Raw genomic sequence first — 11768 nt, 5'->3', positions numbered from 1 at the left:
TGTATTCTTTACTGTTTCTATTTTAACCGTGAATAGTTTCTTTGTTTCCGTAGGATTTAATAATGTTAGCTTCATATTCCAGCCATTCTTCCCAACGTTTGTTTACTTTCTCCGGATCTCCAAGCTGTCTTGCAAATCCAATGAATGTAGTATAATGATTAGCTTCAGAAATCATAAGTTCTTTGTAAAAAACTTTAAGTTCTTCGTCTTTGATGTTTTCGGTAAGAACCTTAAATCTTTCGCAGCTTCTGGCTTCAATCATAGCAGCAAAAAGCATTTTGTCTACGATGAGGTTGTCTCTTGTTCCCTGAACGATAAATTTCGCCAGTTCATTCACGTAATCATCTTTTCTTGCTCTTCCAAAGGTATATCCTCTTTTCTTAATGATCTCATGAACCTGATTGAAATGATCCAGTTCTTCCTGTGCAATGGCAAGAAGTTCTGTTACAATCTCAGGATATTCCGGAAGCATTGTAATCAGGCCTATGGCATTAGTAGCTGCTTTTTGCTCACACCAGGCATGATCTGTTAAAATTTCTCCGATGTTTCCTTCTGCAATATTTGCCCACCTTGGATCGGTAGGGAGTTTCAACTTAAACATGTTGTAAAATTTCTGTAAATTTAAACAAATTGAGGTAAGAAATGTGACTTTATTTCAATTTGATCATTAAAGTCTTAAGAGGCGGTCTTTCTTCTTAGGAATTCCAAAATATTCCAACCCCAGATATCTACTTTTTTTAATCCTGCAGAGATAACAAAAGCTAAAACGATATTGATCCCATAAATAATGATCATTAAAATCCACCATGACATATTTTCTTTTAACGGAACGACCAGAAAATACACCAATGAAGAACTGATGCCCTGTGCAAAGTAGAAAAAAATAGCATTCTTCCCGATGTGGGTGATAAAATTTTCTTTTGTGATCTTTAATCGGTTATAAAGGACAAATAATGTTACGAGTGAGAATAATGTCCAGATGATATAAGGTATTTTTGGTGGGAATTTGTTTTTGTTGATTTTATAGAAAATTTCTCCCCCATAGTACCAGAACATCCATATAAGAGCTGCCCCAACACATGCATATAGTATAGGAATTGCTTTGGCAGGAATCTTTTTTCCTCGCATCCTGTGACCAATTAAAAATACAGCAAGATAAAAAGCTACATACCCCACCTGTCCTGTTGGATAATATTCCGGGAAAAGATTGAATAATAAAGTCAGACCCATACAAAGCCCAATGAACCAATTGATATGTTTCGGGAAGAACCTTAAGATAAGGACACCAAAAACAGTGAGAACATAATAAACTTTAAGATACCAGAAGCTTCCCATCACTACAGGAAAAGTGTCAGCATTGGTATATTGATGAAGATACCAGTTGCCCAGATTTTCCCATTGAGGGGTTGCTGAAATACTGGTGGCCGAGTATTTAGATCCAAATGTGGAATAAAAGTTTTGAAGCCATTCCATGGAAAAGAAGCTCAGTCCAAAAACTTTAAAGAAGTAATCTAAAAAGAACAGGAAAGTCACAAATATCATATAGGTAATCTGCAGTTTCAATAGCCGGTACAATGTTTTTTCAATATTGGCTCCGGAAGTGATTCCACTCAGGGCATAAAAAAGAGCAACGTCAAAAACAAGCGAGAAGACTCTTACTTCTGCGGGAATATAAAACTGTCCAGACCAGAAAGCGGTATGGATAAAGATGATAGAAAGTGTTGCCAGTCCTTTGGCGAAATCAATATAGAGATCTCTGTTCATTATAAATTGCTTGGAAGATTTTTATTTTTTCAAAAATACAAACAAATTGATTTTATAGAACATAAAAGATTTTAAAAACAAAAAAGGGGCGGAACATACTGTCCGCCTCCTTTCTTAAATATGCTAAAAATGAATGTTCTCGTTTATTGAAGATGTTTAAACTCTTCTGCGGAAATTTCTCCGGACTGAATTTTTCTCAGCTCATCAGTATATTGACTCATATATGCGTCAATTTCAGGATTTACTGTATTCTTAGCCATCTTATAAGTTCCGTTTAATACTCCCTGATAATAATAGAAGAAGTTATAATCGAAATTTGATGCATTAAGATCATATTGTCCTAAAAGGAATCCTAAACGTACTGCTGATCTTCTTTGAGCAGGAGTTCCGTGGTGTCCCGGACTGGTGGTCTGATAATCTCCGATGCTTTGTGCAAACTCGTAAGCTGCTGCAATTTCAGGAAAGCTGGTTTTATTATAACCATTAGGTCTTCTCAGGTAGTATCCTGCAAAGCCATCAGCTTCAAGCTCATTAGGTCTGGCTGTATTTTCATTTACAGAAGGAAGCCCAAATATATATTGCAGCTGATGCCCGTATTCATGTGCAAGAATCATCGCATTCACAATATCTCCGCCTTTTGCTTTTGCATCATAATAGATGGCATATCCATAATAGATCTTTCCGGTAGAATAGGAAATTGCATTGTACGTTGAATTGAAATTGGATGCATCATTCACAAATCTCAGTGTAGGATTGCTTCTTCCCCACAAACTTGCGATTTTAGTCATCTGACTATTCATAAAATTGGTATCTGTGGAGTTTTGTAGACCGGTTAATAAAACCGAATTGTTGCTCCAGTTGTTGTCTACATAGGAGCAGATTTTTTCAAGATCTCCGGGTTGATCAATTTTAGCACTAAGTGCTTCTTGCTGGGGTTGAACATTGCTGTCCATTTGGTCATCACTACATGCTGTCAGTGAAGTGACAGCAATGGCACCTGCTAGTAAGCAGAGATTAAAGTTTCTTTTCATATATAAATTCAATTTGGTAAAACGAAGGTATGAAATTATCTCTTAAGTGTGAGTACTTTATTAAAAAAAATTATTCAAAACATAGTGAATAGGATTTATATTAAAAAAACATTACTTTGATTGTAAGCTATTTAGAAAATTATATGTATATTTGCACCTCGAAATAACTAAAAATTTATAAACAATGTTTGCAATTGTAGAAATAGCAGGGCTTCAATACAAAGTTGAGCAAGACCAGAAGTTGTTTGTAAACCGTTTAAAAGGAGATAAAGGAGGAAAAGTTTCTTTCGATAAAGTTCTTCTTACTGTAAACGGAGCAATCACTGTAGGCGCCCCAGCTGTAAATGGAATCACTGTAGAAGCAGAGATCCTTGACCACGTAAAAGCTGATAAAGTAATCGTTTTCAAAAAGAAAAGAAGAAAAGGTTACAAAGTGAAAAACGGTCACAGACAATCTTTAACTAGAATCGTAATCACTGGTATTACTGGTTTTGAAGGTGGAGCTAAAAAAGCTGCTGCTAAAAAAGAAACTGTGAAAGGTGAAGTTCTTTCTGACAACGCAACTGTTAACTTTGGTGAAGATCATGAATTGAACTATCACTTGAAGAAAAACAACTTGTCTCAGTCTAAAGAGAACAGAGAAACTTTAATTACTTTAGGTAAAGCAGTTAAAGTTGAATTAGAAAAGAATATTCTTACTCATGAAGAAGTAGATGCTGCTATCATTAAGAATATCGATCAATTTAAAGCACTTAATAAATAATCCAGTAATAAAATGGCACACAAGAAAGGAGTCGGTAGTTCCAAGAACGGTAGAGAGTCTCACTCTAAAAGATTAGGTGTGAAGATTTTCGGAGGACAAGCAGCTATTGCCGGAAATATTATTGTTAGACAAAGAGGTACTCAGCACCACCCAGGTGATAACGTGGGAATCGGTAAAGATCACACTTTGTTTGCATTAGTAGATGGTAAAGTAGTTTTCAGAAAGAAAGCAAACAACAGATCTTTTGTATCTGTAGAGCCAAACGCATAATTTTTAAGCGTTTTATAAAAATTAAAGCCTCAGCATTTGCTGGGGCTTTTTTGTTATTTCTACTGTAATATTTTTTTCTGGATATTCTATTGTTTGTGAAATATTTTTATATTTGTTAACTGCCCAATTATGAGTCAGTTGCGAGAGCCGAAAAGTATAAAGAGTAGGCACGTATTAAAACAATATATCTATGAAAAATCTAAAAAAATTAAGCAAAAAGAATTTAAAAGAAATAACCGGAGGAGTAGCGGCAGTCTGCCCTTCTATGTTTCAATCCTGTGATGAATGGTGCAGATGGTCACCATGGCAAAAATCACACTGTATGCTTTCTCAGCCGTGTATAGAATGTTTTGAATGATATTAAATGAGATCCCTTTGAGATTTTTTAGAACTGAATCTTTAAACAGGGTTCAGCTTTTATATTGAGTTAAAAAAACTTAAAAAATATCCTATGATAGTGAAATAATTATATATTTGTTTATAATCAACTAGAAATCGTTGCGGAAGCCGAAAAGCAGAGAGAGTAGGCAACAAAATAAAACTAAATATAATCATGAAAAATTTAAGGAGATTAACGAAAAAAAATCTGAAGAGTATTAACGGAGGTGCTGTATGGTGCCCGCCAAAACCTATTACATCATGTAGTACATGGTGTGGGCTGACAAAGGAGCAGAAAATGCGCTGTCTGCTTGATGTAGAAGAACCTTGCGAATGCTTTTAATATCTTATATGAGTTAGAAAATAAAAGTTCGGCGGCTTCAAAGAAGCCGCCGAACCTGTTTTTGTATTGTATTTTGTTTAGAATCCTACCTGGAATCCTGCTTTAACACCGAATTTTGAAATATCCGGCCTGTCAAGATAATTTCCTCTCCAGTTGAAATCTACCCTGAAAATTCTAATGTTTCCGATTCCTATATTTTCAATTCCAAATCCATATTCATAATAAATATGTTCGCTTGGCGCTGAGTATCTAAAACCTTCTACGTTGATTGCCTTAGAAGCATCGCTTAGCGTTCCGTAGGCTCCTCTGATGAATGCTACTTCCCTGAATTTTAGCTTTTTAATCAAAGGAATATAAGAAAGGATCTTACCGTTAAAATGATGTTCCAGCTGAAGCGTGGTATAAGCATCAGTCACAAATTCATAATAGTTAAGCTGAGAGAATGTATTCGGTACCAAACCATATGAAAGGTTGGCCGGAATGATATTCTGTAATGCTAAAGGAACTGTACTGAAGTTCTTTCCAGCCTCAAAATTTACTACCAGTTTTCCCATGCTTCCAATCAAAAACGGCTTATAAAGCATGAACTGAAGCTTGTCATAATTGAAGTCGGCATTAAATAAACCTTCAATACCTCTGGTGTATCTTAAAACAATGGTTGGTGCCAGGTTTCTGGCCTGATAACGGTCAATTCCGGTTTGAGAAAATTTAGCGCCCGGTTTAGCAATTAAACTGATGGTAACATGTGAGTCATTCACTGTTTGCCTTAGTCGGCCATCTTTGTAATACATCAGGTTGAATTTCTCCGGAATAGCGGATTTAATGCTCTGCATCACTCCATCCACTCTTATCTGAAAGTTTTTCCAGGGTTCAATAGCCGCAAAAACACTTGTTTTGTTTACAGAACTCAAAGAAATATTTTCTCCTCTAGCAAAAAAGGTACTGGAAGATGAAGATTGTGGAGTGACACCATCACCGGATGTAAGCTGGCCTCCAAGCTGAACGATGTCTCTGCTGGTTCCTGCTCCAATCATAAATCGGTTAAGCTTATTGAACATATATCTTGCCTCCACTCCATATTTAAACTGCTGATCTTTGAAACCATAGGCTGTATAAAACTGAGCCCTCCAGGTATCATTCAATCCGAAATAAGTTCTTGCTCCTAATCTTATTCTGTCCCCTTCCACTTCATTCCTTCCGTAAATAGAGAAAATAGGACCAATATCTATTCCTTTAAAGGCATTGTAATACCGTGAGCCAAGGGTTTCAAACAGTTTTACCATTCGGTTGAATTTTGGCGTCTGCTGAAGCTGATCAAGCATACTGTAAACACCCTGTTCTGCTTTAGATAAAGTATCAGGTCTGGCTTTGGTCCAATAGGCATCATCTTTATTGGTAAATTTATCTTCATATTCCTCTTCCGTGCGTTTGAATACTTTCGGATCAAGAGGTTTATTAAACTCATATTCGGAATAATCTACCGATCTTTTGGCTATAATACTTTTCGATCCCTTCTTTTTTGAAAAAGGGCTCATTTCAAATTCTGTAACCAGTTTTTTAGGAAGAAAAGTCGTTTCATCAGGATTGTCATACTCCACCTGCGTATAGACACTGTTGACGAAATTGACATTGATTTTTTGGGTTGACTTTAATGTTGCCCCTAAAACGGCATAGGTGTCCGTATCTATATAAAGATTTCCCTGAAAGGCGAGGATATCTTTTCTTTTAGGCTGATATCTGATCTGAAAGGCTTTCTCACCACGAACAGTAATGGTATCCATAAGACTGTAGTCGTAGGTACTGAATCCATCTGTTCCCACAGGGCTTTGGAATCCGATATCAAAATAATTTAAGGTATTGTCGTAGATATTAATATCACGATATAAATTTTTAGCTGAAACGGTAATTACCTGATTGTCCTGGAATCCCGAAGTTTTCTGAGCAACCAATGTTCTTTTGCTGTCTTTGTCTGGTTTGTTTTTACCATAATTTTCATAAACAGCTTCGTTCAGGAAAACAGGAAGTCCAAGTCTTCCGCTTGCAGTGGAATCAGCATAATCGAAAATGAAATCCAGTTTATTGAAAATCTTTTTCTTCATGAAAGCACTGTCCAGGTTGTTTAGGTCAAATTGGGTTTTTTCGTATTCTTTATACGAGTAGGTATCAAACTTTTCTAACCCATTGTTTCTTTTTTGTGCCCAAACTTTTTGCATAATGGCGTAAGCAGGGTTTTCTTTTTTATTCTTGTATTTAGTCTTACCACTTTGAAGAACGATCTCCTGAATATCACTTACTTTAGCCTGAGAAAGCTGCACAAAAATATTTTCAGCATTTTCAGGGGTAATGTCAAGTGTTTCTGTAGTGTAACTTTTTCTGGAAAATTTTAACTGATGGATAATACTGTCTGACTGAATAGTGAAACTGCCTGAAGTTGTCGTCAGGGATGGAGTCTTATCATTGTTGATAAAAATATCAACTTTATTGAGTTCTTTATTGCTTTTTTCGTCAACTATCTTGCCACTGGCTCGGTTTTGAGCACATACGGAACTGGAGAGAATCAGGAAAAAAAATAAAAGATAGTGTTTTTGGGAGTTATTGTTTAACATCATTCGTTTCTTCAGGCAATTAGCATAAACAAAAAGTATGCAGTTTATTAAAAAAAATAGGTAAAAAAATAAAATATTTTTAGTATACCCTATAAAACGGCAAATGTAGGAAAAATTATATATGTGATTATTAAAATTAAATGAGAAATTTTAATGCTTAAAGGATAATAATCAGGGTATTAATAGAGTAAGGGAGATACTGTGTTAACGGGATGCTGTTTGCTGCTGCGCTAAAATTATAAACAAAAAAAAGACCTACATTTCTGTAAGTCTTTTTGCTCCTCCTGCTGGGCTCGAACCAGCGACCCTCTGATTAACAGTCAGATGCTCTAACCAACTGAGCTAAGGAGGAATGTCCTTTGTTTTAAGTGGTGCAAATATAATAGGAATATTAATATCAGTCAAGTCTTTCTCCTTATTCAGGGTGACTTTTGACTAAATGTATTGAATTTCAATAAGAAATATTTCTGAATATTTTTATTTAGATCTAGAGGTCTTCAAATAAATGTTGAAAATACCGTTCCGGTGCTTCTAAAAAATTCTTTGTTAACTGATAATGCTCTGTTTCTTTATAGTGGATTTTTTGAATTTTGTCATCAAGTGCATAAATTTCAGCAGATGGGTAACTCATTAATATGGGTGAATGGCTTGAAATTATAAACTGAGCCTTTCCTGTTTTTTCTAATTTATGAATAATAGATAGCAAAGAAAGTTGTCTTTGTGGTGATAAAGCAGATTCCGGTTCATCAAGAATATAAATACCATGCTGGAAATGGTTATGGAATAATGATAAAAAAGCTTCACCGTGAGATTGCTGATGCAAAGATTTTCCTCCATAGGCTTCCAGCACTCTTTGATCTTCTTCCGCCACTTCATCAATATAGGTAGCAAAGTTGAAAAAACTTTCTGCTCTCATGAAAAAGCCTTGAGAAGTCTTATTACGCCAGGAAAGAGTAAGATAATCTGACAGTACAGACTCTGTTTTATGAAAATTATAATGATGATTGCGGCTTCCACCGGCCACATTGAAATTACATTGGTCTGCAATGGCTTCAAGCAATGTGGATTTTCCAATTCCATTTTCGCCAATGAAAAAGGTAACATTGCTTTTTAGCCTTATATCTAAACCGTTGCGTAGAAAAGGCAGATTGAAAGGAAAGTCTTGTGGATGATTATCTTTTAAATAAATCTTTGATAAGTAAGGCATTTTGCTTGATAGAATTATTTATCCTATCAAGCAAAATATGTGCAAAAAATAAGAGCAATTTTCTTAATTCTTATTTCTTTAAATCCTTAAGTATTTCCTGAACAGCTCTTTCCAGCTGAGGGTCATTGTCCTGAAGACGGTCCAGAAAGGTATTTTTAACATAGATATCAGGTTTCACGCCCGTTTTTTCAAGATTTTGTCCGTCCAAAGTATACGTTCCCCATGAAGGCAGTCTGTAAGAAGATCCGTCTACCAAACCTTTAGCTGAAGTGAAAATAATCCAGCGATAGGTATCCTGGCCAATAATTTTACCCAGTTTTAGTGCTTTAAATCCGGCTGCAGTCATCTCGGCATCGCTTAGTGAAGCTTCATTAATCAGAAGTACAATAGGTTTTCCGGAAGGAGCAAAGTTAGGCTGTGTCGTCATTTTTCCTTCACGATATTTCCATTGTAAATAAGGCTTCTGAGAAAGGAAATTTAAAACCTTATCATGAACATTTCCGCCTGTATTGTAACGCAGATCAAGAATTACAGCGTCTTTTCTGTTTTCCTGTTCTACCATATCCAGAAGGAAACGGTCCAGCTCATCTGTAGACATATTTTTCATGCAGGAATAGGCAATACGGTTGTTGCTAAGCTTATCAACACGCTGGTGATTGTTGTAGATCCAATCATCATAAAGCAATCCTTTTAATTCTCCATTAGAAATCGGATGTACTTTGGTGGTTATATTTTTACCATCACGGTTAAAAGTAAGAACAAGTTCTTCCTGTTTTTTGGGGCTTGTAAAATACGTTTCGATATTTTCGTTTAGATCCACCTTTTTCCCGTTTACAGACATCAGCTGGTCGCCAGGCTTAATATCAACTCCTGAGCGGAAAGCCGGAGATTTTCTTACAATACTTTCTACAGTGTAAGGCTGATCTTTTTTGAAGATAATTCCTGTTTCGTTAGTGAAATAGTTCAGGTACATTGTTTCTTCTTTTCCGGTTGAAGAAAATCCGGTGTGTGAAGAATTAAGCTCTCCTAAAAGATCATTTAATAAAATTCTCAGATCATTTCTGTTATGTACATACGGAAGATATTTGGCATACTGTTCCTTTTTTGCTTTCCAGTCAATCCCATGGAACTTCTCATCATAAAAATTTTCTTCCACACCAGTCCATGCTTCAGCAAACATCTGAGTAAATTCTGATGCCAGGTCTTTATCAAAACTATATTGAATATTTATTTTCTCAGGTTTTAAAGCAGCTACAGTTGTTTTATAAATATTACCTTCTATCAGCGCAAACAGGTTTTTCTCATTTTTGGTAAGATAATACGCTGCTTTATCGAAAACTTTTTCGGATTTGGCAGGCTCAAAATCTGTGAACACTTTTTTGTACAACTGTCTTTTCCCATTATCCTGATTAGAATTGAATAATAGAATTTCCTTTTTTTCGTCTGCAAAAACTGCAGGATCATCCTGATATCCATATCGGTCGGTTACCAGTTCGATTCTGTCTAGGGTATCTTCAGGATTTACTTTCAGTTCTTTAATTATTGGTTCTTTTTCTTCCTTTTTCTCCTTATCCTTGTCCTCCTCTTTCTTGTCCTTCTTATCTTTATCTTTCGCTTTATCAGTAGATTTTGTTTCCTTCTTTTCTTCAGTAAAGAGAGTATCGAATTTTTCAGATTTAAAAGGTTCGTCAAACCAGTCCAGAGCCATGCGGTAAATGTTAGACTTCTGCATGCCTAAAGGATAAGACGGATTGGTTCTATCGCTGGCAAAATAAATGTATTTGCCGTTTGGAGACCATACAGGATCTTCCTCTGAAACACCAGTATTGGTAAGATTGAGCGTCTGTCCTTTTTTGATATTATAGATGAAAATATCCAGTTCAAAGTTTCTTTTCGCAGAGAGCAGTACGTATTCATTGTTTGGCGAAAAAGAAGGTCTTGAGTTTTGGAAAGCCCATATTTCGTCTTTTACGATCGTTGTAGATTTGAAATTTTTTAAATCCAGCAATCTTACTTCATCACGGCCGCTTAAATAAACCGCTTTTGAAAGGTCGCTATTAAGCGTGATGCTTCGGTTATTGCGTAAATCTTCTGTTAATTGTTTGAGCTGGCCTTTTCCGTCTGCTGGAATAGTAAACCAGTTTTGGTATCCATTGTAGGTCTGACTGTAAAGCAGGGTACGGTTGTCTTTCAGCCATTTTACTTCCATGGCACGTTCTTTCCCGTCAGAAACCTGTTGTGCAAATTTTCCTTCAATATCAGATACAAATAAAACACCGCGGCTTATAAAGGCCATTTTTTTACCATCCGGAGATACATCATAATAGGAAATATTATTTTCCACGTTGAAGTTTTGTTCTTTTTCCAGCGTTTTATTAGTATTCAGGCTTACATTCAGAGGTTTTGCATTTTTTGAAGCGATATCGTAAATATAAAGCTGGTAATCTTTTTCAAAAATGACTTTAGATCCGTCTGCTGAAACAAAAGGTTTTTTAATAGAAGTGTCAAATTGGGTTAATGAAGCCTTCTTACCATTTTCGAGTTGATAAAGATTGTATTCTCCATTATTCTCATCGGAAATAAAGTAAATAATACCTTTTTTATCTACACTTGGGTTGAAATCTTTTCCTTCATAGTTAGTGTACTGTTTGAAAGAATTGCTTTTAGGGTTGTATCCTAAAATATCAGGATTATTTTCTCCTTTATAGCGCTTGCGTTGTACCTGATGGGCACTTTCTGAAGAGCTGGTGAAAAGATATTCTCCCGCCGGCGTTTCTACAAGTCCATTGGTGTTGTTAAAATAATTACTGAAAAGCTTTTGTGGTGTTTTTCCTTCAATTGTAGTTTTAAAACTGCCGAAATTATTATTTCTACTGGAAGTAAAATAAATGGTTTTGCTATCCCATGCCCAGCTTTCCATTTCGTCTCTTCCGGTGTGGAAAGTTAGCTGCTTGATCGTTCCCCCGTCTGCAGGCATTACATACACATCATAATTTCCATATTGGTTAGAACTGAATGCAAGCCATTTTCCATCCGGTGAAAGGCGGGGATTGATTTCTTCTCCATCCAGGGCTGTAATTCTTGAAGCGTTTCCACCATTTGAATCTACTTTCCAGATATCGCCGTCATAAGAGAAATAGGCTGTCTTGCCATCCGGACTCAATGAGGGGCTTGATAAAAAATAAGACTTTTCCTGTGCTGAAATCCCTATAATAGAAAATGCTGTTAATAACGAAATAATAGTTTTCTTCATGGTATAATAAGGTATTTATAAAATACAATAATGTTGGTTTTGTTATTTTTTTTAGATGCAAGTTATTAGAGAAGTATTTATAAGATGTTAATTTCTCAAATTCTATAATTCCTTAAGTAAGAATAGTCGGATTATTGGGGAAATCGTTACATG

General features: G+C 35.7%; 10 protein-coding genes and 1 tRNA gene. 4 read left to right on the top strand and 7 right to left on the bottom strand.

Going from position 1 to position 11768, the window contains the following annotated elements; all coding sequences use genetic code 11:
• Window positions 1–22: 22 nt before the first annotated feature.
• From KYG33_RS13960 to KYG33_RS13950, 3 genes are all read right to left on the bottom strand, one after another.
• Window positions 23–601 (bottom strand): tRNA-(ms[2]io[6]A)-hydroxylase, encoded by a 579-nt coding sequence (locus tag KYG33_RS13960; protein ID WP_077419396.1) that lies wholly within the window; start codon window positions 599–601, stop codon window positions 23–25.
• A 74-nt stretch (window positions 602–675) separates the two neighbouring features.
• A complete protein-coding gene (locus tag KYG33_RS13955; RefSeq protein ID WP_077419397.1) occupies window positions 676–1764 on the bottom strand; it encodes an acyltransferase family protein in 1089 nt (362 codons plus the stop codon).
• Between the two features lie 143 nt (window positions 1765–1907).
• On the bottom strand, window positions 1908–2795 hold the full coding sequence (locus KYG33_RS13950) for a metalloprotease (protein ID WP_219071933.1): 888 nt from the start codon (window positions 2793–2795) through the stop codon (window positions 1908–1910).
• A gap of 184 nt (window positions 2796–2979) precedes the next feature.
• Between KYG33_RS13950 and rplU the strand changes: the two genes are divergently transcribed.
• The 4 genes from rplU (at window position 2980) to KYG33_RS13930 (ending at window position 4549) form a co-directional block, all read left to right on the top strand.
• Complete coding sequence (rplU, locus tag KYG33_RS13945) at window positions 2980–3558, top strand: 50S ribosomal protein L21 (RefSeq protein ID WP_077419399.1); 579 nt, start codon at window positions 2980–2982, stop codon at window positions 3556–3558.
• A 12-nt stretch (window positions 3559–3570) separates the two neighbouring features.
• Window positions 3571–3828, top strand: coding sequence for a 50S ribosomal protein L27 (rpmA, locus tag KYG33_RS13940; protein WP_027372929.1), 258 nt, complete (start codon window positions 3571–3573; stop codon window positions 3826–3828).
• A gap of 190 nt (window positions 3829–4018) precedes the next feature.
• The gene (locus KYG33_RS13935) at window positions 4019–4186 is read left to right on the top strand and encodes a bacteriocin-like protein (protein WP_219071932.1); all 168 of its coding nucleotides are present in this window, start codon (window positions 4019–4021) and stop codon (window positions 4184–4186) included.
• A gap of 195 nt (window positions 4187–4381) precedes the next feature.
• Complete coding sequence (locus KYG33_RS13930) at window positions 4382–4549, top strand: bacteriocin-like protein (RefSeq protein WP_175627300.1); 168 nt, start codon at window positions 4382–4384, stop codon at window positions 4547–4549.
• Between the two features lie 77 nt (window positions 4550–4626).
• On the opposite strand, the gene KYG33_RS13925 is transcribed toward KYG33_RS13930, so the two are convergent.
• The 4 genes from KYG33_RS13925 to KYG33_RS13910 all read right to left on the bottom strand — a co-directional run bounded on the left by KYG33_RS13925 (window position 4627) and on the right by KYG33_RS13910 (window position 11615).
• Window positions 4627–7158 carry a DUF5686 family protein gene (locus tag KYG33_RS13925; protein WP_232539025.1) on the bottom strand — a complete coding sequence of 844 codons (2532 nt, stop codon included), beginning with the start codon at window positions 7156–7158 and terminating at the stop codon, window positions 4627–4629.
• 275 nt (window positions 7159–7433) lie between these two features.
• Window positions 7434–7507: transfer RNA gene (locus tag KYG33_RS13920), tRNA-Asn, on the bottom strand.
• A 135-nt stretch (window positions 7508–7642) separates the two neighbouring features.
• Window positions 7643–8362, bottom strand: a complete 720-nt coding sequence (locus KYG33_RS13915) for an AAA family ATPase (protein ID WP_077419401.1) — start codon at window positions 8360–8362, stop codon at window positions 7643–7645.
• Between the two features lie 70 nt (window positions 8363–8432).
• The gene (locus KYG33_RS13910) at window positions 8433–11615 is read right to left on the bottom strand and encodes a S41 family peptidase (RefSeq protein ID WP_219071931.1); all 3183 of its coding nucleotides are present in this window, start codon (window positions 11613–11615) and stop codon (window positions 8433–8435) included.
• Window positions 11616–11768 lie beyond the last annotated feature (153 nt).

Source organism: Chryseobacterium sp. D764 (assembly GCF_019317325.1).
In the GTDB taxonomy this organism is placed as follows: domain Bacteria; phylum Bacteroidota; class Bacteroidia; order Flavobacteriales; family Weeksellaceae; genus Chryseobacterium.
The sequence above is the reverse complement of the archived record's forward strand: the minus strand, read 5'-3'. Positions and strand labels throughout refer to the sequence as shown.

Coding starts and splice junctions, on each gene's coding strand:
- KYG33_RS13960 (WP_077419396.1), bottom strand. CDS start 601: ATGTTTAAGTTGAAACTCCCTACCGATCCAAGGTGGGCAAATATTGCA.
- KYG33_RS13955 (WP_077419397.1), bottom strand. CDS start 1,764: ATGAACAGAGATCTCTATATTGATTTCGCCAAAGGACTGGCAACACTT.
- KYG33_RS13950 (WP_219071933.1), bottom strand. CDS start 2,795: ATGAAAAGAAACTTTAATCTCTGCTTACTAGCAGGTGCCATTGCTGTC.
- rplU (WP_077419399.1), top strand. CDS start 2,980: ATGTTTGCAATTGTAGAAATAGCAGGGCTTCAATACAAAGTTGAGCAA.
- rpmA (WP_027372929.1), top strand. CDS start 3,571: ATGGCACACAAGAAAGGAGTCGGTAGTTCCAAGAACGGTAGAGAGTCT.
- KYG33_RS13935 (WP_219071932.1), top strand. CDS start 4,019: ATGAAAAATCTAAAAAAATTAAGCAAAAAGAATTTAAAAGAAATAACC.
- KYG33_RS13930 (WP_175627300.1), top strand. CDS start 4,382: ATGAAAAATTTAAGGAGATTAACGAAAAAAAATCTGAAGAGTATTAAC.
- KYG33_RS13925 (WP_232539025.1), bottom strand. CDS start 7,158: ATGATGTTAAACAATAACTCCCAAAAACACTATCTTTTATTTTTTTTC.
- KYG33_RS13915 (WP_077419401.1), bottom strand. CDS start 8,362: ATGCCTTACTTATCAAAGATTTATTTAAAAGATAATCATCCACAAGAC.
- KYG33_RS13910 (WP_219071931.1), bottom strand. CDS start 11,615: ATGAAGAAAACTATTATTTCGTTATTAACAGCATTTTCTATTATAGGG.